General features: G+C 66.5%; 18 protein-coding genes. 8 read left to right on the forward strand and 10 right to left on the reverse strand.

The genetic code is table 11. From position 1 onward, the window contains the following. Positions 1-286 precede the first annotated feature (286 nt). Positions 287-1,825 (forward strand): outer membrane protein, encoded by a 1,539-nt coding sequence (locus tag ACQR1H_RS10650; protein ID WP_434886745.1) that lies wholly within the window; start codon positions 287-289, stop codon positions 1,823-1,825. A gap of 84 nt (positions 1,826-1,909) precedes the next feature. Here the strand turns inward: ACQR1H_RS10650 and ACQR1H_RS10655 are convergent, their stop codons facing one another. Beyond that, positions 1,910-4,099 carry a methyl-accepting chemotaxis protein gene (locus tag ACQR1H_RS10655; RefSeq protein ID WP_434873336.1) on the reverse strand — a complete coding sequence of 730 codons (2,190 nt, stop codon included), beginning with the start codon at positions 4,097-4,099 and terminating at the stop codon, positions 1,910-1,912. A gap of 325 nt (positions 4,100-4,424) precedes the next feature. On the opposite strand from ACQR1H_RS10655, the gene ACQR1H_RS10660 reads away from it, so the two are divergent. The 4 genes from ACQR1H_RS10660 (at position 4,425) to ACQR1H_RS10675 (ending at position 9,356) form a co-directional block, all read left to right on the forward strand. Continuing rightward, positions 4,425-5,438 (forward strand): helix-turn-helix domain-containing protein, encoded by a 1,014-nt coding sequence (locus ACQR1H_RS10660; protein ID WP_434907519.1) that lies wholly within the window; start codon positions 4,425-4,427, stop codon positions 5,436-5,438. 147 nt (positions 5,439-5,585) lie between these two features. Beyond that, on the forward strand, positions 5,586-7,103 hold the full coding sequence (gene adh / locus ACQR1H_RS10665; protein WP_315804808.1) for an aldehyde dehydrogenase: 1,518 nt from the start codon (positions 5,586-5,588) through the stop codon (positions 7,101-7,103). A gap of 443 nt (positions 7,104-7,546) precedes the next feature. Next, positions 7,547-8,068, forward strand: coding sequence for a PAS domain-containing protein (locus tag ACQR1H_RS10670; protein WP_434907520.1), 522 nt, complete (start codon positions 7,547-7,549; stop codon positions 8,066-8,068). Continuing rightward, the gene (locus ACQR1H_RS10675; RefSeq protein WP_434907521.1) at positions 8,046-9,356 is read left to right on the forward strand and encodes a methyl-accepting chemotaxis protein; all 1,311 of its coding nucleotides are present in this window, start codon (positions 8,046-8,048) and stop codon (positions 9,354-9,356) included. Before ACQR1H_RS10670 ends, ACQR1H_RS10675 begins: the two co-directional genes overlap by 23 nt. A gap of 66 nt (positions 9,357-9,422) precedes the next feature. On the opposite strand, the gene ACQR1H_RS10680 is transcribed toward ACQR1H_RS10675, so the two are convergent. From ACQR1H_RS10680 to ACQR1H_RS10720, 9 genes are all read right to left on the reverse strand, one after another. Further along, positions 9,423-9,761 (reverse strand): Rieske 2Fe-2S domain-containing protein, encoded by a 339-nt coding sequence (locus ACQR1H_RS10680; protein ID WP_434907522.1) that lies wholly within the window; start codon positions 9,759-9,761, stop codon positions 9,423-9,425. Positions 9,762-9,879: 118 nt separating this feature from the next. Further along, complete coding sequence (locus ACQR1H_RS10685) at positions 9,880-11,757, reverse strand: DNA translocase FtsK (protein WP_434907523.1); 1,878 nt, start codon at positions 11,755-11,757, stop codon at positions 9,880-9,882. Beyond that, positions 11,739-13,856, reverse strand: a complete 2,118-nt coding sequence (locus ACQR1H_RS10690) for a hypothetical protein (RefSeq protein WP_434907524.1) — start codon at positions 13,854-13,856, stop codon at positions 11,739-11,741. Before ACQR1H_RS10690 ends, ACQR1H_RS10685 begins: the two co-directional genes overlap by 19 nt. Next, positions 13,853-14,617, reverse strand: coding sequence for a hypothetical protein (locus tag ACQR1H_RS10695; RefSeq protein WP_434907525.1), 765 nt, complete (start codon positions 14,615-14,617; stop codon positions 13,853-13,855). Before ACQR1H_RS10695 ends, ACQR1H_RS10690 begins: the two co-directional genes overlap by 4 nt. 238 nt (positions 14,618-14,855) lie before the next feature. Then, positions 14,856-15,803 (reverse strand): ABC transporter substrate-binding protein, encoded by a 948-nt coding sequence (locus ACQR1H_RS10700; RefSeq protein WP_316177367.1) that lies wholly within the window; start codon positions 15,801-15,803, stop codon positions 14,856-14,858. Between the two features lie 100 nt (positions 15,804-15,903). After that, complete coding sequence (locus ACQR1H_RS10705; RefSeq protein WP_315804813.1) at positions 15,904-16,944, reverse strand: ABC transporter permease subunit; 1,041 nt, start codon at positions 16,942-16,944, stop codon at positions 15,904-15,906. Continuing rightward, positions 16,937-18,460 carry a sugar ABC transporter ATP-binding protein gene (locus ACQR1H_RS10710; protein WP_434838623.1) on the reverse strand — a complete coding sequence of 508 codons (1,524 nt, stop codon included), beginning with the start codon at positions 18,458-18,460 and terminating at the stop codon, positions 16,937-16,939. The genes ACQR1H_RS10705 and ACQR1H_RS10710 overlap by 8 nt, the downstream gene beginning before the upstream one ends. Before the next feature lie 149 nt (positions 18,461-18,609). Then, a complete protein-coding gene (gene xylB / locus ACQR1H_RS10715) occupies positions 18,610-20,055 on the reverse strand; it encodes a xylulokinase (RefSeq protein ID WP_316216529.1) in 1,446 nt (481 codons plus the stop codon). A gap of 243 nt (positions 20,056-20,298) precedes the next feature. Beyond that, a complete protein-coding gene (locus ACQR1H_RS10720; protein ID WP_316216530.1) occupies positions 20,299-20,760 on the reverse strand; it encodes a hypothetical protein in 462 nt (153 codons plus the stop codon). Between the two features lie 333 nt (positions 20,761-21,093). Between ACQR1H_RS10720 and ACQR1H_RS10725 the strand changes: the two genes are divergently transcribed. The 3 genes from ACQR1H_RS10725 (at position 21,094) to ACQR1H_RS10735 (ending at position 24,644) form a co-directional block, all read left to right on the forward strand. Continuing rightward, on the forward strand, positions 21,094-21,906 hold the full coding sequence (locus ACQR1H_RS10725; RefSeq protein ID WP_434873332.1) for an SDR family oxidoreductase: 813 nt from the start codon (positions 21,094-21,096) through the stop codon (positions 21,904-21,906). Between the two features lie 172 nt (positions 21,907-22,078). Beyond that, positions 22,079-23,215: a diguanylate cyclase domain-containing protein gene (locus ACQR1H_RS10730; RefSeq protein WP_434873331.1), complete on the forward strand. Its 1,137-nt coding sequence runs from the start codon at positions 22,079-22,081 to the stop codon at positions 23,213-23,215. Between the two features lie 94 nt (positions 23,216-23,309). Then, positions 23,310-24,644, forward strand: a complete 1,335-nt coding sequence (locus tag ACQR1H_RS10735) for an acyclic terpene utilization AtuA family protein (protein ID WP_434873330.1) — start codon at positions 23,310-23,312, stop codon at positions 24,642-24,644. Positions 24,645-24,722: the final 78 nt, after the last annotated feature.

Raw genomic sequence — 24,722 nt, forward strand, 5'->3', positions numbered from 1 at the left:
TTTCGATCGCGTAGGCGTCGCGATCTGCATTCCTTCCGAATGACATTTTTCAATTCAGTTCGCGACACAATCTCACCCTCCTGATGCGGCCGCCGTTTGTTGCGGCACGTGTTCAGGAGTTGTGAGTTCGATGCGTCGCGTATTTGGCGTATGCCTTTGCCTATCTACTTTCGCAGGAAGTACGACATCGGTCTGGGCGACTGATCTCGCCTTGCCTCCCCCGCTCCCGCCGCCCGACGTCTTCGCCTACAGGTGGAGTGGCTGCCATGCCGGCGCGAACGCCGGGATGGCCTGGTCGCGTCAGCAGCAGACGTGGAGCCAGGTCGCCAATGCCGCCGCCGCGCCGGTTCAGCCCGTGCAGCAGCCCGTCGGCAACGCAAACAACCCGCCGGTGGTCAAGCCGCCTGTGGTTGCAAACCCCGCGCCGAACCCGCCGCCGCCGAACAACCCCGGCGGGAACAACGGCGGATGGAAGCCGCCGCCGCATAAGCCGCCGGGCAAGCCTCCGATCTGCGAGCGCAACGACAAGGGCTGGTGGCAGCCCGGCAAGCAGTATCATGGCGACAAGGATCACGGCTGGCCGAACGACAAGCCGTCCTACAAGCCCGATCACGACGGTGGTCATCATTGGCCACAGGTTGGATCGAAAGGCGGCGACAACAAGTCTTCCTGGCCGTCGGCTCCATCCAAGAACAAGGACGACAATTACAACGACGTCAAATATGGCAGCGGCTGGTTCGACAAGCCTCACGACGACGACCATGGCAAGTCGAGCGGCTGGTCGCAGCTGCATTCGAGCGGTTACTCCGACCGATCGGCTTGGCTGCACCGTGATCGGCAGGACGATCACGACAAGCCGGCTTCCGGCTGGGGTGGGAAGAAGGACGACGGCACCGACAAGCCGCTTGGTTTCGGCTGGTCGAAGCAGCCGATGAAGAGCGAGCGTGACAGCTACGCCTGGATGAAGCCGGATGACCGGAACGACGACAAGCATGGCGGCTACGGCTGGGGCGGCAAGCCGCACGACAATGACGACGGCAAGGGCGGCTATGGCGACAAGCAGCCCGACAAGGATCATTGGCAGCAGCAGGGCGGCAACTACCATCATGGCGGATGGCCGCATCATCCGGACAAGCCCTGGCCGCCGAAGAATCCGCCGCCGAACAATGGCGGCGGTCAACCGAACCCGCCGCCCCAGGGCAACAATGGCAATCCGCCGGCGCAGAATCCGCCGCCGGTGGCCGGCGGTGGCAACGTGGCGCCGCTGCCCGTCGCGGCCGTGCAGATTCCGACCGCCATCTCCAGCAATGGCAGCGACGTCGTCGGCGGCCTGCAGCTCGGTTGCGACTACCAAATGGACCGCTTCGTCGTCGGCATCCAGGCGATGGCCGATCTCGGCATCATCAACGCGTCGAGCCAGCTCGGACCGGCGCTGACGATGAACACGCGAACCAGCAACCTCTACACCGCCACGGTGCGTGCAGGCTATCTCGTGACGCCTGAGATCCTGGCCTATGTGCGCGGTGGCGCGGCGTGGACACGGACCAATGTTTCGGTCGTCAACACCGCCACCGGACAGTCCGCCAGCGTGGCGTTCAACCGCAGCGGCTGGACGGTCGGCGCCGGCGTCGAGTGGATGTTCGCGCGCAACTGGTCGGCCTTCGCCGAGTATGATTACGCCGATTTCGGCACGGTGACCGGCACGCTGCCGGGCGCCGCCGCGATCACCGGCGGGCCGAACGTCGTCAGCCAGAAGACCCAGCTCCACACGGCGATGATCGGCGTCAACTACCGCTTCGAGATGCTGTCGCGCGGCGGCCGCTGAGATCAGCGGCGGACGCATCGCATCCAACACGATAAAGGCCGCCTGGATCATCCAGGCGGCCTTTTCGCTTTTGTCGGTCGGCGTTCAGCTGGCACGCACCGAGGTCAGGAACTTGCCGACCTCCTCCCTCAGTCGGCCGCTGTCGCGCGACAGCAGCTTGGCCGCGGACAGCACCTCGGATGACGCCGTCCCGGTGTTGCTGGCGCCGCGCTGCACGTCGGTGATGTTCGACGAGACCTGCTGCGTGCCCTGGGCCGCCTGCTGGACGTTGCGCGAGATCTCCTGCGTCGCCGCGCCCTGTTGCTCGACGGCGGCGGCGATGGTGGCCGAGATCTCCGACAGCCTTTCGATGGTCTCGCTGATCTCGCGGATCGCGCCGACGGACTCCTGAGTGGCGGTCTGGATGCCCGCGATCTGCTGGCCGATGTCCCCGGTCGCCTTCGCGGTCTGCTCGGCGAGCGCCTTGACCTCGGTGGCGACCACGGCGAAGCCGCGTCCGGCATCGCCCGCCCGCGCCGCCTCGATGGTGGCGTTGAGGGCGAGCAGGTTGGTCTGGCCGGCGATGCTGTTGATGAGCTCGACGACGTCGCCGATGCGCGCCGCCGCCTTCGAGAGCTCGCCGACCCGTCCGGTGGTGGAGCGTGCCTGCGTCACGGCTTCGTTGGCCATGCGCGCGGATTGCTGCACCTGGCGGCTGATCTCGGTCACCGAGGAGGCCATCTCCTCGGTGGCGGACGCCACGGACTGCACGTTGGTCGACGCTTGTTCCGAGGCGACAGCGACCGTGGTCGCGAGCGACTGCGCCCGCTCCGCGGTCGCGCTCAACGATCCGGCCGACGTCTCCAGCGTGCCCGAGGCGGCCGACACGGTTTCGACGATGCCGCCGACCGACGCCTCGAACTGATCCGCCATCGCGTTCATCGCGTGGCGCCGCTGGGCGTCGGCGGCCGCCTGGTCCTCGGCGCGCTGCGCGATGCTCTGCTTCAGGTCGCCCTGCATCGCCTTCAGGGAGGTGGCGAGGGCGCCGACCTCATCCGCCTGCTCGATGGTCAGGGTCTGGTTGAAGTCGCCTTTGGCGATGCCATTGGCGAATACGGCGCAATCCCGGATCGGACGGGCAATGCCCCGTGCCGCGACCCAGATGAGGAAGATCGCAAGCGCCGTGATCACCGCTCCGACCCCGAGCTGCCACAGCGTGTTGCTGGTCGAACGGCCGCTGAGCGAGGCGTCGAGCTGCCGTGCCGAGGCGAGTACCACGTCGCGCGGGATCGAGATCACGACCGACCAGGGCGTGTCGGTGAGACCGAACGTGATCGGGGCGTAGATGTCGACATTGGGATTGCTGGGCTCGTCGAGGACGGTGCCCTTGCCGGTGCGGACGATGGCGGCGCTGTCGGTCCAGCGCGAGTCGGCCTCGGCGGCGGGCCTGCCGATGACGTTCTGATTGGCGCTGTCGGCGACGACGAGGCCGGTGTCGTTCAGGATCACGACCTTGCCCTTGCCGTCGAACAGGGAGGTGTTGATCTTGACCGCCAGCCTCTGCACGAAGTCCAGATTGTAGTCGGCGCCCGCAACGCCGCGGAATTTGCCGTCGATCATGACGGGCACCGACATCGTGGCCAGGAACACCGGCTTGCCCTGGACGATGTAGGGCAGCGGCCCGAGAATGTTCTCCTTCCCGGTAGTGCTCGGGTTGATGTACCAGGCGCCCTTCACGAGGCCATTCTGATGGCGCTCGCTGCTGTCGTACTCGACCAGCGGCTGGACGGCGATCGCGCCGCCGGCGCTTCGCGTCCAGTAAGGGAGAAAGCGGCCGGTGTGATCGGAGCCCATCTCCTTGTTGGCCTTGAAGGTGCTATCGTTGCCGTCGAGCGCATCGGGCTCCCAGGCCGAGTAGGTGCCGTTGAAGGCGGGATTGAGCTCCAGGACACGCCGCAGCACGGCGTTGAGCTGCGCGCGGCGTGCGCTCGCGGCGGTCCCGGTCTTGGCATCGGCCAGAACCGCAAAGGACTGCGCCAGCGTGCGCGCCGCGTCGAACCCGACCTCCAGCTCGGCCTTGATGACGTTGGCCTCGGTGGATGCCCGGTTCATCAGGCTCTCCTTGGTCTGGCGATCGACCAGCTGCATGACCTCGTGGTTGACGTACTGGTTCATGCTCTGCGTCGAGAACAGGCCGTAGCCGATCAGGATGACGCAGGTGAGCGCGAGGCAGAAGCCGGCGATCAAGGCAATCTTGGTCTGGATGGAGCGTATTGCCGCAAAGGATAGGCGCATGTTTCCCTCTCGTGGTTGCCTCGCTGGACCGGCAATGACGTTCATCGGTGCGAAGCGCGTGCGGGAACCATCCGGAATTGGGATTAATGCGCTTTAAGGCACTGGCGTCCTTTCAGGGCGGCTGGCCCAGTTCGGCCAACGGAGTGTCGCAGCGTTGCGACACCCCCGTAGTCATCCGGGCATAAGGGCGGAGGCAGTTGCCACACCCAAGGGGAGAGGGCGCTCCAGTCCCCGTTCCTTGACGCCGGTCAAACGGCGGTGCTGTAGTTGCGCTAATCTGATTGTAAGCTGCGCCAATCGCGGCAGGAAAGCCGGGAGGACGGACATGGGGCGTTCGCCCGGGAATGCCCATTCGGATCGCGTCCTGGAGGCCTTGGCCAAGGGGGATGCGAAGGCTGACGCTGACGGCAAGGCCGATCACAGAGCCGACAGAGGCGCGCCGGCGGTCTCGGCGCTCGCGGCCTCATGGCGGCGCTCCGGCCACCTCCATGCGCTCGATCCCGCCACGCCGAAGCTGCCGGCCCGGCTGACGGCCGCCGAGATCGCTGATGCGCGCGCCCGGCTCGGGCGGCTGCTCGCGATCGCGCAAGCGAGCCTCGACCGGCTGTTCCTGGCGGTCGGGGGCGTCGGCTGCTCGGTGCTGTTGGCCGATGCCGAGGGCACCGTGCTCGAGCGCCGCGGCGCGCGCGGCGACGACGCCACCTTCGAATCCTGGGGCCTGTGGACCGGCGCGGTGTGGAGCGAGCGGCACGAGGGCACCAACGCGATCGGCACCTGCCTGGTCGAGAAGCGGCCGCTGACCATCGACCGCGACCAGCACTACCTGTCGCGCAACGCGCGCCTGTTCTGTACCACGGCGCCGATCTTCGACGAGCATGGCCAGCTCAAGGCCGCGCTCGACGTCTCCTCCTGCCGTGCTGATCTGACCGAAGGCTTCAGTCGGCTGATCGCGACCACCGTCGCGGATGCCGCGCGGCTGATCGAGGCGGAGAATTTCCGCCAGGCCTTTCCACACGCCCGCATCGTGCTGACGCCGGACAGCGAGCGCGAGATCAACTCGCTGCTGGCGGTCGATCGCAACGACCTCGTCATCGGTGCCACACGGGCGGCGCGGCGGGCGCTCAACCTGTCTCCGTCCGCGCTGGCGCGCCCGGTGCCGGCCGGCGACCTGATCAAGGACACGACCACCGGTGGCGACGACATCGACGCCGCCGAGCGCGCGGTGCTGAAGCGCGCGCTGGCGCGCGCCGGCGGCAACGTCTCGAAGGCGGCGAAGGAGCTCGACATGTCGCGCGCCACCCTGCACCGGAAGATGAAGCGGCTCGGGCTCGAGCGATGAACGCGCCGCGACTGTCGAATCGCAGCCAACATGTCGCAGAACTGCGACACTTGTTCGGACGCGCTCGTTTCAGCCTCTGGTCTGTCGTGCCGGTTTGATCGAGCCTCCCTGCAACGCCGTGTGCATCGGCGTGAATGGGAGAGAGAGATGACCAAGGTTGACGTCAATGCGGCGCTCAAGCCGCCTTTCGCTGCGCGTTACGACAACTTCATCGGCGGCGCCTGGAAGGCCCCCAACGCCGGCAAATATTTCGACAACATTTCGCCGATCACCGGCCAGCCGGTGTGCCAGATCGCGCGCTCCGATGCGTCCGACATCGAGGCCGCGCTCGACGCCGCGCATGCCGCCAAGGACGGCTGGGCCCGTACCAGCGTGACCGAACGCGCGATGGTCCTCAACAGGATCGCCGACCGCATGGAGGCCAATCTCGACAAGCTCGCGCTCGCCGAGACCTGGGACAACGGCAAGCCGATCCGCGAGACCACCGCCGCCGACATCCCGCTCGCCATCGATCACTTCCGTTATTTCGCCGGCGTGATCCGCGCCCAGGAAGGCTCGATCGCCGAGATCGACCACGACACCATCGCCTATCACTTCCACGAGCCGCTCGGTGTCGTCGGCCAGATCATTCCGTGGAATTTCCCGATCCTGATGGCGGCGTGGAAGCTCGCGCCGGCGCTCGCCGCCGGCAATTGCGTCGTGCTCAAGCCGGCCGAGCAGACGCCGGCCTCGATCCTGGTGCTGATGGAAATCGTCGGCGACCTGCTGCCGCCGGGTGTGCTCAACGTCGTCAACGGCTTCGGCCTCGAAGCCGGCAAGCCGCTGGCGTCGTCGAACCGCATCGCCAAGATCGCCTTCACCGGCGAGACCTCGACGGGGCGCCTGATCATGCAATACGCCTCGCAGAACCTGATCCCGGTGACGCTGGAGCTCGGCGGCAAGTCGCCGAACATCTTCTTCAAGGACGTCTGCGCCGAAGATGACGACTTTCTCGACAAGGCGATCGAAGGCTTCGTGATGTTCGCGCTCAACCAGGGCGAGGTCTGCACCTGCCCGAGCCGCGCGCTCATTCACGAGTCGATCTACGAGCGCTTCATGGAGCGCGCGCTGCAGCGCGTCGGGGCGATCGTGCAGGGCAGCCCGCTCGATCCGGCGACGATGATCGGCGCGCAGGCCTCCTCCGAGCAGATGTCCAAAATCCTGTCCTACATCGACATCGGCAAGCAGGAGGGCGCGCAGCTCCTGATCGGCGGCGAGCGCAATGTGCTCGGCGGCGATCTCGCCGGCGGCTACTACGTCAAGCCGACGGTGTTCAAGGGGCACAACAAGATGCGCGTGTTCCAGGAGGAGATCTTCGGACCCGTGGTCTCGGTCACGACCTTCAAGACCGAGGACGAGGCGCTGGCGATCGCCAACGACACGCTCTACGGCCTGGGTGCCGGCGTGTGGAGCCGCGACGCCAACACCTGCTACCGCTTCGGCCGCAACATCCAGGCGGGGCGCGTCTGGACCAACTGCTATCACGCCTACCCGGCGCATGCGGCATTCGGCGGCTACAAGCAGTCCGGCGTCGGACGCGAGACCCACAAGGTGATGCTCGACCACTACCAGCAGACCAAGAACATGCTGGTCAGCTATAGCCCGAAGAAGCTCGGCTTCTTCTGAGGCAGGGGGCGCCGGGCCGGTCGGGCATGAGCGCCCCGACCGGCCCGTGCGCGTCTCATGAGGTTGCGGGGCGTCACGTACGCACCTCCTGGTCCTTGTGCCACATCTTCCAACAAGGCGACGGCCGACGCGATCCTCCGGCCAGCGGTCCGCACCGATCGCCGGCCATCGAGCCGGCGCGCCCCGTCCCCGCCGCGGGCGCCACCTGTATTCTGGCGGGGGCTCCCAGTTAACGCGATGTTTCACAGTTAACGTCAGATTGAGGCCGGGAGGCGGACAGCCTTCTCCTGGGCCCGGCGAAAGCCGGCCGATGGGGTCCTGGCGACACCTGGCCGCACGCCGGGCGGCGCCGGTTGTGCCCGCGCGTCGACCGGACCGGCCGTACGGGCCGGGCCATCCCGTCTGTCCGCCCCGCATCGTGATGACCGCAAGGAGGACCAGCCATGGCCCACATTGTGAAACCGACCGGCATCGAGCACATGCTCGGCGAAGAAGACCTGATCGTCTCGAAGACCGACCGCAAGGGACGCATCACCTACGCCAACGACGTCTTCGTTCGCATGGCCAGGTACAGCTATGACGAGCTCCTGGGAGCGCCTCACAGCCTGATCCGCCATCCCGAGATGCCGCGATGCGTCTTCAAGCTGCTGTGGGACACGCTGGAGGCCAAGCGCGAGATCTTCGCCTATGTCGTCAACCTGGCCAAGGACGGCAGCCATTATTGGGTGCTCGCCCATGTGACGCCGACGCTGGACGACCAGGGCAATATCATCGGCTACCATTCCAACCGCCGCAGACCCGAGCGTGGGCCGATCGAGAGCCTCAAGCCGATCTACAAGACGTTGTGCGACGAGGAGGCGCGCCACGCCAATGCCAAGGACGGCCTGCGCGCAAGCTTTGACATGATGGTCGCGGCGATCAAACAACAAGGCGTTGAATATGATGAGTTCGTGCTCTCTCTCTAAGGCCCAGATCGCGATCGCGGCCGCGGCGCTGCTGGCACTCGGCGGGCTGGCCTGGCTCGTCGTCGCCGGCGCGACCCCGCCCGCCGCAGGCGGAGCGCTGCTCATCGCTGTTGCGCTGCTGCTCGGCCTTGGCTTGTGGCAACTGCGGGTGGCATCTGCCGTGATCGCGGAGGCGGCCAAGGTCTGTCACAGCGCAGCCAAGGGCAATCTCGAGCCGCGGCTGCTGAGCCGGCGCCAGCACGGCGACATAGGTCTGTTGCAGAAATCGATCAACGACATGCTCGACATCACCGACGCCTTCGTGCGCGAGGCGTCGGCGTCGATGGACTATGCCAGCCGCGGCAAGCATTTCCGCAAGATCATGGTGCGGGGCCTGCCTGGCGCATTCCGCCGCTCGGCGGCGATCATCAACCAGGGCACCGACGGCCTCGGCCGCCGGGTGGTCGACATTGCGGGGCTGGCACGGCAGTTCGGCACGCAACTCGATCAGATCGTCGTCAGCCTGGTCGGCGCGGCGGCGGATCTCGAGTCCGACGCCGGCCACGTCGCGACGGCCGCGACGGAAACCAGCCGCCGCACCGAGGATGTGATCGCGGCTTCGGGGCGCGCGTCGTCCAATGTGCAGACGGCGGCGGGCGCGGCCGATCAGCTCGCGTCCTCGATCGCCGAAATCGGCCGGCAGGTCTCACGCTCCACCGAAAGCGCGGGACGTGCGGTCGGTGAGGCCAACCGTGCCGGCGGCGAGATCCGCGAGCTTGCCGATGCGGCGGTCCGGATCGGTGACGTGGTCAAGCTGATCAGCGAGATCGCTGAACAGACCAATCTGCTGGCGCTGAATGCGTCGATCGAGGCGGCGCGGGCCGGCGATGCCGGGCGCGGCTTTTCCGTCGTTGCGGCCGAGGTCAAGAGTCTCGCCGACCAGACCGCCAAGGCGACCGACGAGATCAGCGCCAAGGTCAACGAGATGCAGCACTCGACCTCGACGTCGGTCGCGGCGGTCGAGGCGATCGCGCGGACGATCGCCGAGATCGACGAGATCGCGTCCACCATCTCGGCCGCGGTCGACCAGCAGGCGGCGGCGACGCAGAACATCGCGCACAACGTTCAGGAAGCCTCGTCCGGCACGGCACGGGTCGCGTCAGACGTCGGCGCGATCAGCAGTGCTGCCGCCGACACCGGCCGGATCGCATCGCGAGTCAACAATGCCTCCGAGCGGGTCCATGGTGAGGTCGAGACGCTGCGTCGCGAGGTTGACCAGTTCATGAAGCGGCTGATGGCGACCGGATAGCCGGCGCTACATGCGGCCAGATGTCTGCCGCGCGACCGTCGAGCGCCCGTGGCCGGTCTTGCCCGATCAGCTTGCGGCGCGTGCCAGCTTCACCGGTCCGACATCCACCAGGATCTCGTCGCCCTCGACTTGCAGCGGGTAGACGTGCAGCGAATTGCGGACGAGGTGGGTGACGCACTTGCCATGGGTGGCGTCGAAGCCCCATTGATGGTGCGGGCAGGTGATCGTCCGGCCGTCGAAGGTCGCTTCCATCAGTGGCACGTCGGCATGCGGGCAGCGGCCGCGATAGGCCTTCAACTCGCCGCCACGGGGCCAGAGCAGCAGCACGCTCTTCTTGCCGACCTGGTACAGACCCATGCCGCCTTCGGTCATGGCGCTTGTCGGACAGACTGCGGTGAATGCCATCAGATCGCCTGCTGATTGATGCCGTCAGGCAGGCTCACGCAAGTTCCGGACCAGCGCAAATCGGGACAAACAGAGGAATCTTGTCGCAAACGCGACAACCACGCTGAATGAGGCGCTCCTATTTCTGGCCGAGCGCGGAGAGGAATTCCTGCTGCGGAATGAACAAGCCCTGCGCGCGCACCAGGCCACGGCCGAGGTCGCATAGCAGGTCGCCCTTGCCGAACAGGCTTTCGGCGCCGGGCTCGTCGAGCACAATCTGCGCGTTGACGGCATTGGCGACCTTGAGGCAGATCTTCAGCGGAAGATTGGATTTGATCAGGCCGGTGACGACGGCGCGGTCGGGGCGCTGGGTCGCCAGCACCAGATGGATGCCGGCGGCGCGGCCCTTGCCGGCAATGCGCGCGACCAGCGCCTCGAATTCCTTCTTGTCGTCCCGTCCGGCCAGGATCAGGTCGGCGAACTCGTCGAAGATCAGCACGAGAAATGGCAGATCGCTCTTGCCGGCCTTGATGTAGTCGCCGAGATTGACGACGCCGGCGGCATTCAGAACCTGATAGCGCGCATCCATTTCCTTGACCGCGTCGCGCAGGATCCTCAGCGCCTCGGCCAGCGTGGTGGCGACCGGGCGCCACAGATAGGGACTGCCGCCGACGCCCGAGAATGTCAGGATCTTGGGATCGATCAGGGCGATCTTCACCTGCTGCGGCGAGCCGCGCAGCAGCATGCTCGCGACCATGGCCTTCAGCCATTCGCTCTTGCCGCTGCCGGTCGATCCCGCGACCAGCGCATGGCAGGTGTTGGGATCGGCGAAGTCGGCCACGACCGGATGGCCTTCGACATCGATGCCGATCGGAAAGCTCACGGTGCTTTTCAGCGCGGAGGCGAGCGGTCCCGCCAGCGCGTCCGTCAGCAGGCAGGGTTTCGGATCGGGCCGCGGCAGGTCGAGGATCACGAAGCCCTTGCCGGCCTTGATCAGCGGCGGCTCGGCGAGGCCGAGCTTCACCTGCAGGTCCGCGGCGCGATTGGCGAGCGAGGACACCTTGACGCCGGGGCCGGGCGTGAGCCGCAGCCGGATCAACTGAGGTCCCTCGATGACATCGGCGCATTCGACAGCGAGATTGAAGCTGCGGAAGGCCTCGGTGACCGCCCGGCCCAACGTGCTCGGGTCTGAGCCCGTGGCGGCGCGGCCATTCTCCTTGGCCGGCATCGTCTTTGTCGCCTTCGGTGCGGCGATCTCAGCCGAGGCGGGCGGCGCGGCTTGCCCGCCGCCGAACATCTCCTGCAGCACCGGCGCGACCATGCCGGTGAAGATGTCTCTCAACTCGTCCGGCGCCACCGCCACTTCCTGGAACGCAGGCAGGTAATATTCCAGCGTGCCGGAGAATTCGCAGCCCGGCCGCCAGATCGGCAGCAGATGCGCATAGATCGCGAGCTGCACGAGGTCGGCCTTCTGCCGCGCGCCCTGGCTCAGCTTGTAGTCCACGACCTCCAGATGCCGTTCCGGATGGATGCGGATGGCATCGACCCGGCCGCGGATTTCCACGATGCTGTCGCCGATCGGCACGGCAACGCGCGCCAAGTCCTGCTCGGCGCCGACGAAGATGTCCTGCCAGTTCTCGAAGCTGCGGGTCTGCTGCCTCAGCCCGATCAGGCGCGCGCAGAAATGGCGCATGCGCTCGGTGAACGCGGCGGCATCCTCGCCGCGCCCGGCCGCGAACAGCTTGTCCGTCAGGTCCTGCAAGGAGGTGGTCCAGACGTGATCGACCAGCGCATCGACCGTATCGATCCGCGCCGCCGCTTTCAGACTGTCACGGGCCGTCAGCCAGCCGACCAGCGCCTCGACCTCCCTGTGAAACTGCACGCCCATCGCCCGCGCCGTCCCCGCCGGAGCGAAGCTCTTGGTCGACGGCTTCTCGCCCCGGAGCCACCTTGCGCGCCATTCCGGATCGAGCACGGCGAAGGTCAGCTCGGTCGCCGTTATGCTGTGATGCGCCATTGCAGGAAGATGGTCTTGGGGCCGGGATGGGCCTTGAGATTGGGATGCGCCTCAACGCTGCGCAAGAGCGGATCGCGCAGCTCCGCGCGCCCGAGCTGGTCGAGGACGACGGAGATGTCGACGATGCGCTGCTCGCGGACGATGTCGAGCACGCGGCGCAGACTGTCGCCGTCGAGGCCGTCGGACGAGGCGTTGGCCTGTCCGGCTTTCGGCGGCTCCTTTGCGGCCGGTCCGCCGGCATCGACGCTGCGGACCTGGATCGGCACTCCCGCGGCGGCGATGTCGGAGAGGAAGGGAGCGAAGCGGGTCTGCAGCCAAGCCAGTGTTGCGCTGCCGGAGAAGGCAATGTTGCCCTGGAGCGCGTTGGAATAGAGCTCGCGTGCGGCGTGGAGCTCGCAGACCTGATCGATCGTCAGTTCGACGATGCGAAAGCCGTGGCTGCCGGCCTGGTCCATGGTCGCCTTCGCAACCGCCCATGACGGCCGCGGCACGCGGGCGAGATCTGGCGTGCGGAACACATAAGCGAGGATGCGGCGCTCACCCTGTGACCTGCTCGGGGGGGTGGCCAGCGCGATGGCTTCGTCGGCAATCGCTTTCCAGCGCCGCCAATGGTCGCCACCCTCGAAGGCGAAATAGACGCTGCGGTCCGGCCAGCGCCATTCGAACGAAAAGTAGCGCCGCCCCGAGGTGCGTCCGACCTTCACGCCGGCCATGGCCTGGCCGACGTCCTTGGCGAACCACATCAGGCAGTCCTGATTGTAGGCCTGCAGCGCCTTCTGGGAGCGGATGCCGTTGAGCTCGACCTGGTAGAGATCGTCGAGCGTCTGCGGCGGAGGTGGTGCGGCATCGGGGCGCGCCAGAGTCCTGAAGCGGTCTTCCGCGCGCATCAGGAGGGCGCGCACGCCAAGCTCGACAAGCGTCGAAAACAGATCGTCGAGCCAGTTGTCGGCGAAGAACCCCGCGACGCCTTTTGCCGGCATCCCGCAACCCTTCAACCGCGCTTCGATCAGTTCGCGGGCGCCCGCCTTGTTGATGCCTTCGAGCGCGATCTCCTGCGAGAAGCGATCGCGATGGGCGGGCTCCAGATGCGGCTTGATGTCGTCGACCCAGTTCCGCTGGTTCGCAGTCACGACCGTCAGGTGATTGCGAAGCTCCGCATAGAGCTGCTCGATACAGTTCCCGAGCGCCTTGATCAGCATCGGATCGCTGGCATAGCACTCGGTCTGGTCGAAGCAGAACACGAATGGACGATAGTACGACGCCAACTGACACAAGCCCTGCAGCCGACGAAAGCTCAGGGCATTGATTTCCTGCGGGCTGGCGTCGCCGCGTCCATCATTGTCGGCCTGGTCCAGTCTTAGTTGTTCGATTTCCTCCAGCTCCAGTGGCTCGGCCCGAAGCCATTTGAGCGCCGCGCGTCGGCGCTCGCCGTCGGCCTCGTCGAACGCACAGGCGACGAGGACCTTGAGCCAAGCCTTTTCGTGCCCGTGCAGATCGATATGCCGCTGTTTCAGCAGCCCGGCCAACCGATTGATCGGGCCGTTGCCGGCAAACAGCGCGCCAAGCCATGCCAGCCGGCCCGGCGTCTCGGTCGCGGGAAGCGTCCCGCTCGCGAGACGCCGCAACGCAGGTACTGCTGCCGTGATCTCGGGGTCTCCGTTCTGGGCGAAGTCCGCGACGATATGTGCCAAGGTTCCAACGGCAAGCGAGCTGAGCTGGCTCGGTGACTCCCGGGTCTCGTCGTCGGGCCGGTCGAGCTCCTGCAAAGTGAGGAGCAGAATGGATTGCCAAGCCTTGTACGGGTCCTGGAAGGGACGGAGATAGACCTTGGTAGCCTTGCGGCCCAGGGCCGTGAACAGTCGGCCCAACAGGTGCGATTTGCCGTAGCCGCGATCGGGCGACACCACGAGCTGGGCCCGGTCGGGTTTCACCGGAGAGCTGCGTGGCAGTTCGCCCCGGTCGAGCGCGGCGAATTTGGTCAGAACACGGTTGAGGGGAGCATCATTGAGGCCGTTGACCGAAAACGACACGTCGCGGGGCTCGCGGACGATGGCATCCTCGAACGGATTGACCTGCATCTCGGTATAGGGGTTCGTCATGGCTCGTTCTTGACGACGACGGTCACGAACGGCTCGGGAAAACCTGCGAGCCTGATGCCCGCGTCGATCTCCTCCCTTGGGAGATCAACAGTCGTCGTGGGGTGGATCGTGACGCGTCCTGCTCTGGTCTCATCGATCAGCAGGCGGTGCAGATTCTCTCTTGTTTGGCCGCTGGCCTTCATGAGATCGAAGATCTTCACCGCCGAAAAGCCGCCTTGTTCCGCCCTGAGCCGGCGGTAGGCAGGCAACAGGTCTTCCAATGTGAGCGTTGCAGCGGTGGCCGGGGTGCCGTCACGCGGCCGCGGCTCCTGACTGGTGGCCTCAAAGCCGAAATAGTCTGCCGCGACGTCGCGATGCAGGAAATATTTCGAGCTGCCGCAGGTCAACTCCACGATCGCTTGGCTCGCCACAGCGTGCTTGAGGCCATCGGGAAAGAACTTCTTGTTCATTCCGGTGACCTTCTTCTCCAACCCTGGCTTTGATAGCAGCTTGACGCCGGATGACGCGATCAGCGTCACGATGGCATGGCTTGCCGTCTCGATCGAAGGACCGTGCCCGGGACCAAAGTAGTAGACCGATCGTCCAGATTTGAAGGGTCCTCGAATTGCGCCGTCTCGGACGAGCGCACTGAGCTTGTCGCGGAGCTCGGCCGCCCGCTCTTTGGCTTTGCCGCCAAATTTCTTGTCGATGTCGCCCTTCTTTAACCCGGCGCTGCCGGCCTTGGTGATCGCGGGCAAGAGGTCGTCGAGCTTGGCTGGCATCGGAATCCATCCCTCGGGAGGACCGCCAGCTCCAATGTCACCAGCGCAGGTTGAATTCCTCCGTCGAGACCGTTGTTTGCCACATCTCTTGTCGGCGCGCGAGTCCGCGGGGCATGGGTCTTTGGAGGCAGGCGACTCAAACGGCTGCGAGACCGCAGATGGTTCCAAGCACAACGCCGCCCCAGAGAGGGCGGCGCTTCTCAATGCTTTCAATCGGATGCGGATCGACGATCGAACGCTATTCCTTCCGCTCCGAGGTCCAGCCCTTGTACTCGCCGACATTGTCGCGCGTGATCAGCTTGGAGGGCAGCAGCTCGACGGTCGAGGCGGGCTTCTGGCCGTTGAGCAGGCCGACGCCGATCTGCACGGCGCGGCGCGCCATGAAGAACGGATCCTGCGAGGCCGAGGCCTGGATCTGCTGCGAGGCCGGATCCTTCAGCGCGGCTTCGATGTCGGGCGCGCCGTCGACCGCGGTGATGACGATGCCGGTGCGCCCCTGCTGACGCGCGGCGAGATCGGTGCCGATCGCCTGCGGATCGTTGATGGCGAAGATCGCGTCGATCTTGGGGAAGCGCGTCAGATAGCCCTGCGTCACCGTGAGGCCGCCCTCGCGCGAACCCTTGCCGTCCTGGTCGCTCGACAGCACCTTGATGCCAGGAGCCTTGGCGAACACGCTCTTGCAGCCGTTGACGCGGTCGATCACGGCCGACACCTGCGGCCCGTTCTCGATGATGACGTCGCCCTTGCCGCCGAGCTTGTCGACGATGTACTGGCACGAGATCTCGCCGGCCTGCACGTTGTTGGTGGTCACGGTGGCGTCGGCGCCCTCGGCCGCGGTGTCGACCGCGACGACGATGATGCCGGCGGCCTGCGCCTTCTTGATCGCAGGACCCACCGCCTTCGGATCACCCGGATTGAGCAGGATCATGTCGACGCCCGCGGCGATGAAGTTGTCGATCTGGGTGACCTGCTTGCCGAGATCGTATTCGAAGCCGACCGCGGTGATCTTGACGTTCGGGTTGGTCTTCTTGGCCTCGAACTCCGCGCCCTTCGACAACGCGACGAAGAACGGATTGCCGAGCGAGCCCAGCGAGACGCCGATCGATTTCAGCTCCTTGGCCGACGACGGCGCGGAGCTCATCACGAGCGCAAGCGCGGCACCGGCAAACAAAACCGACTTCAACATTGGTTTCCTCCCTGGCCCTTCCTGTTCGTCTACGCACGGCGGACCAGTGGCCGTGGAAGAATGCGTTGCGGCGGGCCCCGGTGGAGCCCGCCATGTCGTCTCAGGTGCGGGCCGAGCCCTGCAGCCGGTAGCGGTCGAGCGCGACGGCGCCGATGATCACGAGGCCCTTGATGACGTATTGCCAGATGTCGGACACGCCGACCAGGATGAGCCCGTTCGACAACACCGCGATGATGAGCGCGCCGACCAAGGTGCCCCAGATCGAGCCGATGCCGCCGACGAACGACGTGCCGCCGAGAATGACCGCGGTGATGGCGTCGAGCTCGTAGGACTGGCCGAGCTGCAGGCCGTTCGCCGCATAGAGCCGCGCCGCCTGCATGCCGCCGCCGAGGCCGGCGAGCAGGCCGGACATGCCGTAGACGAAGATCAGCACCGCCCAGACCTTGATGCCGGCGAGCCGCGCCGCGCTCTCATTGCCGCCGACGGCATAGATGTGCACGCCGAGCACGGTCCGGCGCAGGATCAGCCAGGAGCCGAGGATCACGAGCAACGCGATTACCGACAGCCAGGGGATCGAGACGACGCCCGGAATGATCGTCAGCGAGGCGTTGCCGATGAAGGCATAGGGAATGGACGGGTTGAACACGGTGGTGTCGCCACCCATCAGGCGGGCGAGACCGCGCACCGCGGTGAGCGATCCGAGGGTCACGATGAACGGCGGCAGCCGCAACAGCGCGATCAGCGCGCCATTGACGACACCGAAGGCAAGGCCCGTCAGCACCGCGGCCGGCAGCCACAGCGCGCCGAGATCTGGCATCTTCGACAGTGTCAGCCCGGCCATCGCCGCGGCGGCCAGGATCGAGCCGACCGAGAGATCGATGCCGCCGGTCAGGATGACAAAGGTCATCCCGGCGGCGAGCACGGTGTTGACCGCGGCCTGCTGCAGCACGATGCCGAGATTCTGTCCGGTGAAGAAGCGTCCCTCCGACAGCAGGTGGAAGCCGACGCAAAGGATGAGCAGCACCGGCAGCATGCCGGCGGCGCGGATCATCAGCCGCAGCCGCTGCTGCTTGTTGTCCGACGCGGACGGCAGGCCGGATGAAGGCGCGGTCTTGGCTTGCGACGAACTGTTGTCAGGCATCGACGTGCTCCGTCCCGGTGGCCAGCGCCATGATGTCTTCCTGGGTAATGGGTGATGTCGTGCTCTGCTGCAGCTCGCCGGCCAGGTGCCCTTCGCGCATCACCAGCACGCGGTCGCAGATGCCGAGGATCTCCGGCAAATCGGACGAGATCACCAGGATCGCGGTGCCCGACTTGGCGAGATTGTCGATGATCGAATAGATCTCGGACTTGGCGCCGACGTCGACGCCGCGCGTCGGCTCGTCCAGGATCAGGACCTTCGGCGCGGTCGCAAGCAGGCGCGACAGCAGCACCTTCTGCTGATTGCCGCCCGACAGCCCGCCGACGGTGACGCCGGGATTGGGGGCGCGGATGCCGAGCGCGGCGAATGCTTCGTCGGCGCGCGTCTTCGCCTTGTCGCGATCGAGAATGCCGCCGAGCTTCGCGTCGCGTCCGATCACGGCGAGGTTGATGTTGTCGGCGCAGGACATGTCGAGAAACAGGCCCAGCGCCTTCCGGTCCTCGGTCAGATAGGCGATCCCGGCATCGAGCGCATCGCGCGGCGTGTCGATGCTGACTTTCTCGCCGTCGAGCTCGATGTGTCCGGTCGTCTTCGGCGCGGCGCCGATGATGAGATGCGCGAGCTCGGTGCGTCCGGCGCCGATCAGCCCGGCGAGGCCGACCACCTCGCCGGCATGAACGGTCAGCGAGCAGTTCTTGACGCGATGGCCGTCGCCGAGATCGACGGCGCTGAGCACTGCGCGGTCACGCTTGGCGTGCGGGTCGTGATCCTTCTTGTAGAACGACGACACGTCGCGGCCGACCATCATGCGGACGATGCTGTCGGCGCGGATCTCCGGCTTGTCGAGCGAGCCGACCAGCCGGCCGTCGCGGAGCACCGTGACGCGGTCGCCGAGCGCATAGACCTCGTCCATGCGATGCGAGATGTAGATGATGGCGAGCCCCTCGGCGCGCAGCTGGCGGATCAGCGCGAACAGCTTCTCGCTTTCGCCGGCGGACAGGGAGGTCGTCGGCTCGTCCATGATCAGGATCTTGGATCGTGCATGCAGCGCGCGGGCAATCTCCACCAGCTGGCGCTGGCCCATCGACAACTCGGCCACCAGGGTGGAGGCTGTGAAATCGGCGCCGAGCCGGTCCAGGATCGGTCCAGCGCCCTCGTGCATGGTGCTGCGCGCGAGCAGGCCGCTCTGCGACAGCTCGCGCCCGAGATAGATGTTTTCGGCAACCGTCAGGTTCGGCGCCAGCGACAACTCCTGGTAGATGATCGAAATGCCGGCGTTGCGGCCGCCCATCGGTCCCTCAATGCGCACCGGCCGGCCCTCGATGCGGATCTCGCCGCCGGGATCGGGGCGATAGGCGCCGGAGAGAATCTTCATCAGCGTGGATTTGCCGGCACCGTTTTCGCCCATCAGCGCATGGACTTCGCCGGCATAGACGGTGAGGTCGACCTTGTGCAGGGCCTTGATGGTGAAGAATGACTTCGACACCCCTCGCATCTCGAGGATCGGACCGCTCATCGTGCCTCCCAATGCACGTCGTCTTGTCGTCCGCGGCTCGTTGATCGCTGGCGCGGGGTAGCCATTAAACTAGAGGCTGTTGCCGAATACAATATGAAAGAGACGCCGCTGCAACGCGTCGCCGCGACGAATGCCTTTCGGAGATCGGGTTAGCTCGGCCGACGATAGAGCTGTTGCCAGCGCGGCCGCCGCTCGGCATAGGCTGCCGACAGCGCGACGTCCGGCGCGAAGGTCCGCATGCGCGCGGGCGGCGTGCAGACCGCGCCGATGTCCTCGCCGGTAACGGCAAGACGTGCCAGCCGGGCCGCGCCGAAGGCGGCGCCGGTCTCGCCCTCGGCCAGCCGATGAACGGGAATGCCGAGGACATCAGCCAGGATCGCCAGCCAGAGGTCGGAGCGCGATCCGCCGCCGATCGCATCCGCTTCGGCAATCACGAGGCCGGTTTCCCTCAGCGCGTCGCGGCAGTCGGCCAGGGCGAAGGCAACGCCCTCGAGCACCGCCTGGACGATGACGCTGCGATCTGTCGCATGACTCAGGCCGTCGAGCAGGCCGCGGGCATGGGGATCGTCATGCGGCGTCCGCTCGCCCGCGAGATAGGGCAGGAAGCTGACCGGCGACGGCGCGGCGGGCCGTGCGCCCAGCGGGGCAAGCAGCTCCGTTTCGCTCGCGCCAAGCAGCCGCGCGACCCAGGCGAGGCATGAGGCCGCCGACAGCATCGCGCCGGCCTGCAGCCACATCGCAGGGACGGCATGACAGAAGGTGTGAACGACGCGCTCGGGATTGGCCGTGACGGCGTCGACCGGCGTGATCACGGCGCCGGACGTGCCGAGCGTGATGAAAGTGGCGCCCGGCCTGACAGCGCCGATGCCGACGGCACCGGCCGGGTTGTCGCCCGCGCCGCCCGCGAAGGCCGGACGCTTCGTCATGCCCCAGCGTTCCGCGAGGTCGCTGCGCAACCGGCCCGCCGGCGCGCAGCCTTCGACGAGGCGCGGCATCTGCGCACGCGTCAGGCCGGTGGCGGCGAGGCCCTCGTCCGACCAGTCGCGCCCGACGACATCGAGCCAGAGCGAGCCGGACGCATCGGACATGTCCTCGATCACATCGCCCGTCAGCACCAGCCGGACATAGGCCTTTGGCAGCAGAACCAGCCGCGTGGCCGCGAAGATCTCGGGCTCGTGCGCCGCGATCCACATCAGCTTCGGCGCGGCAAAACCAGGCATCGCCTTGTTGCCGGTGATCATGCGCAAGGCGGGCCAGCGCTGCTCCAGCGCGAGGCATTCCCGCTCCGACCGCCCGTCGTTCCAGAGAATGCAGGGCCGCAACGGATTCATCGCGGCATCGAGCAGCACCGGGCCATGCATCTGGCCCGACAGGCCGATGGCGTCCACCGCCGTCAACGCGCCGGGATGATCGGCCTTGAGCGCATCGAGCGTGGCGAACACCGCGGCGATCCAGGCGGCGGGGTCCTGCTCGGCCCAGCCCGGTCGCGGCACGTCCATCGTCAAGGCGCGGCTGCGGCTCGCAACGACGCGCTGCGCGTCATCGACGATGATCGTCTTGACCGCGGATGTTCCAAGATCGATGCCGAGATACATGAAGGACCCGCTTGCCGCTCGTTGGCCCGCGCGCCCGCCACGGGTCTTCGTCGCGAACGTCCGAGGAGTCGTTGTCGACGAAGTGCGGACAAGCAGCGCCGCAGGCGATGTCGACGACCGCCTGCGGGATTGACCGTATCGCGTTGTATCGCGAAGTCCAGCGCGTATGCCTTGGACGGGGTCGTCGGAGGTGAGGCTGCCGCCGCGGCGGGAGCCCGTAACTGAAGATGGGTGGCCTGAACTTCAAGTCTGGATTTTCTGCGCTTGCCAGCGCTGCCGCCCGGACCCATCATCATCCTTGATGAGGTTCACCTGCTTGCCGTCCGAGGTGCAACTCAGATAGACGCGGCCGCCACTGGTCCCACCGACCACGATGATCTGGTAGTATTCGCAGATCGGCGAATCTGCGGGAACGAACCGCCAGCGCTGCCGCCCGCTGAGATCGTCCTCGGCGATCAGGTTGACTGTCTCGCCGTCGGATGTGCAACTCAGATACGTATATTTGGGCTCAGTGCCACCCTGCACCCTGATGTTGTACACGCCGGGAAAATCGGCAACGGGCACCAAGTCCCAGCCTTGGAGCTCACCTGCCTTGCCGTCCTCGCTGGACAAGCTGACGCTGCCGTTGGTCGCGCCGCTCAGCAGCGAATTGGCCGAAGTGAGGCCACGAAGGACTTGGAAATTGTGCAGGCCGGCTTCGATCATAATCGTCCTCCTCAATATCGGATGGTTGGAAACGCAAGGATTGTAGTCCAGTGGCGGCGCGTCGAACCGTGAAGCGGTTCACACATTCAGCAATCTTAGATTGTAGAACCGTTTTGAAGATCGCGGTAACCTTTCCTCAATGGTCACGTGGGCGAAGCCCGAATCGCAGGCACCATTGCGATCCAAGCTCTACTGCACCGATGCTCCCCGTTCGTCCGATGCAGACTGGTCTTGATGGGGCGCATCCGTGTGGATAACAGATGGCCGGAGCAGATGATCGTATGGTGATCCTCGATTGTCGTTTCGAGCGTCAACCGATCCCCGGAGGAACCCATGCAGCAGCCATCGCGTCTCGCCGGACATTACGCGCTGGTGACCGGTGCGGCCCAAGGCATCGGCCGCGCGATCGCGGTGCGCTTTGCCGAGGAGGGCGCGCATGTCGCGATCAATTTCGGCGGTCCGTCGCCATCGGGCGATGAGACCCTGGCGCTGGTGCACGCGGCCTCCGCCGCGCATGGTCACGGCGCGCGCGATCATTTCGCCGTGAAGGCCGACATCGGCGTCGAGGCCGAGATCGCCGAGATGTTCGAGACCGTGCTGACGCGCTGGCCCCGGCTCGACTGCCTGGTCAACAATGCCGGCTTCCAGCGGGAATCGCCGAGCGAGGCGCTCGACGTCGACGCCTATCGCCAGATCCTCGAGGTCAACCTCAACGGCGCGGTGCTGTGCGCGCGTCATGCGCTGGCGCATTTCGTCGCGCGCGGCGGCGGCAACATCATCAATACGTCCAGCGTGCACCAGATCATTCCGAAGCCCGGCTATCTCGCTTATTCGATCAGCAAGAGCGCGATGGCGGGCCTCACCCGGACCCTCGCGCTCGAATTCGCCGGCCGCGGCATCCGCGTCAATTCGGTCGGGCCCGGCGCGGTCGACACGCCGATCAACGCCGCCTGGACCGGAGACCCGGCCAAGCGCGCGGCGGTCGAGTCCCACATTCCGATGGGGCGGGTAGCGAGCCCGGAAGAGATCGCCGGCGTATTCGCCTTTCTCGCCTCGTCCGAGGCGAGCTACATCACCGGACAGACGATCTATGCCTGCGGCGGCATCACGCTGTTCGGCGAGTTCCGCGACAATTGGGCGAGCTGATCCGACGCCCTGTGTCGCTCTGGCGCGTCATGCGCTGACATCATTCGCATTTTCAGGGTTGCGGTGAGCATCTCTTAAGCATCCGCGGCGCATGGCAGCCCTTCGCGGGTGCAGCGAGATTTCGTTAAGGCGTGGGTACGAGAGTGCGCGCAATTGCCGAAACGGAATCGCGATGCATCGATTGGACCCGGACATTCGTCGCGACCTCGCGCACCTGCTGTACAGCTCGATGCCGCTGGTCGGGACGATCGCGGTCGCGGCCGTCGTGATCGGCAGCGTGATGGCCTGGGTGGCGCACGATCCGGGCTACGCCGCGATCACGGTGGCGCTGCTGGTGATCGGCGCGCTGCGCGTGGTCAAGCTGCGGATGTTCGCCGCGCGCTTCGATCGGCTCGATCACGACGCCATCATTCGCTGGGAACGCCTCTACGGCCTCGGCGCCGCCGCCTTCGGTCTGGCCATCGGTGCGCTGTCGGCCCGCGCGTTCCAGATCGGCGACGGGCCCGGGATCTGGATGTGCTTCGGCCTGTCGATGGCGTTCTGTGTCGGCATCGTGTCGCGCGTCAGCCCGTGGATCGTCATGACCTCGTCGGCGGTGCTGCTGATCCCGACCGTCATCGCCTGCCTGATGCAGCCCGAGCCGGTCTACCGGATGGGCGCCGGCATGGTCGTGCTGTTCTGGATCACGCTGCGCGGGACGTCCTATCGGCTGACGGCCGCCTTCACCGAGCGGATCATGGCCGAGCAGGCGCTGGCGCGGCAGGCGCTGCGCGATTTCCTCACCGGCCTGCCGAACCGGGCTGCATTCATCGCCGCGCTCGGCCGGTGCGATCGTCCCGTGGCGATCATTGCGGTCGATCTCGACGGCTTCAAGCTCGTCAATGACCGGTTCGGCCATCAGGCCGGCGACGAGCTGTTGTGCCAGGTCGGCGCACGCCTGCAGGATTGCCTCGGCGAAGCCGGCCTGGCGGCGCGGTTCGGCGGTGACGAGTTCATGCTGCTGCTGCCCGCAGCCGGACGTGACGCTGCGCTCGCGCTCGCGCAAGCCGCGGTGACGGCGCTGTCGCGTCCCTTCACGCTGGCTGGAACGCGCGTGCAGATCGGCGCCAGCGCCGGCGTTCTGGTCGCGGGGGATCGGCGGGCGGATACGGAAGCGCTGCTCGGCCAGGTCGATCGCGCGCTCTATGCCGCCAAGCGCGCCGGCGGCCAGCGATGGTGCTGGGCCGACGAGCACATGGCCGTTGCCGTCGCATGCACGGCGAGCAGCGAGGTCCCGACGCTGGCGCTCGCGGATGAGCAGCATGCCTGATCGTCTGATGCGGACGTTGGCAAGGTCGCACCGCGGCCGCTAATGTGGCCGGCAGAAGCCGACGAACGGCGCATGATGTCAGGAGGAGCGGCCGATGCGAAGCATCAGGATCGGCGCCGGCGCGGGCTATTCCGGCGACCGGATCGAGCCCGCGGTGGAGCTCGCGGCGAAGGGCGGCCTGAACTATCTCGTGTTCGAATGCCTTGCGGAGCGCACGATCGCGCTGGCGCAGCAGACGCGCATGAAGGATCCGGCCGCCGGCTATGATCCGCTGCTGGCGGCGCGCATGCAGGCGGTGCTGCCGATCTGCCGCGCCAACAAGGTCCGTATCGTCACCAACATGGGCGCCGCCAATCCGGTCGCCGCGGCCGAAGCCACCCGCGCCATCGCGCGCCAGCTTGGATTGACGGGGCTGAAGATCGCGGCCGTGACCGGCGACGATGTTCTGGAGCCGTTGAAGACAGCGGATGTCGTGCTCGACACCGGCGACATGATCCATGCCCTCGGCAATCGCGTCGTCTCCGCCAATGCCTATGTCGGCGCGGGCGCGATCGCGGAGGCGCTCGCGGGCGGAGCCGATGTCGTGATCACCGGGCGCGCCGCCGATCCGGCGCTGTTCCTCGGCCCCCTGATTCATGAGTTCGGCTGGGCTTTGGACGATTGGGACCGGCTCGGGCAGGGCACCGTCGTCGGTCATCTGCTCGAATGCGCCGGCCAGATCACCGGCGGCTATTTCGCCGATCCCGGACTCAAGGACGTTCCCGATCTCGCCCGGCTCGGCTTTCCGATCGGTGAGGTGCGCGAGGATGGCGAACTGATCGTGACCAAGGTCGCGGGCTCCGGCGGCTGCGTCACGCCGGCAACGGTGAAGGAGCAGTTGCTCTATGAGATCCACGATCCCGCGCAATATTTCCAGCCCGACGTCGTGGCGGATTTCTCGCAGGTGACCGTCGAGGAGCTCGGTGCGGACCGGGTCAGGGTGGTCGGCGGCCGCGGCCGGCCGAAGACGGGACTGCTGAAGACCTCGGTCGGCTATCTCGATTCCTATGTCGGCGAGGGGCAGATCTCCTATGCCGGTCCCGGTGCCGTCGCGCGCGGCCGCCTCGCGCTCGACATCGTCCGCGAGCGTCTCGCGCTCACCGGCGTGGCGGTGAGCGAGCTGCGCTGCGACCTGATCGGGCTGAATGCGCTGCATGGCGACGAGCGCGCAGAGGGTGCCGAGCCCCATGAGGTGCGCATTCGTGTCGCCGGGCGGACCGAGACGATGGCGGAGGCGATCCGCATCGGCAACGAGGTCGAGACGCTCTACACCAATGGCCCGGCCGGCGGCGGCGGCGCCTGGAAATCGGCGCGCGAGGTGATCGCCGTGGCCTCCTGTCTCGTGGCCGAGGATGCGCCGCAGCTCTGCGTCGGCATGCTGGTGGCCTGAGTTTTCGAGGGCTTCACGGATCGCTCGCGGCAGCGCAAGCTGGCCGTCATGATTGCGATGCCAGAGAACAGCGGGAAT

Origin of the sequence: Bradyrhizobium sp. HKCCYLRH2015 (genome assembly GCF_051168215.1) — a bacterium.
Classification (GTDB): domain Bacteria; phylum Pseudomonadota; class Alphaproteobacteria; order Rhizobiales; family Xanthobacteraceae; genus Bradyrhizobium.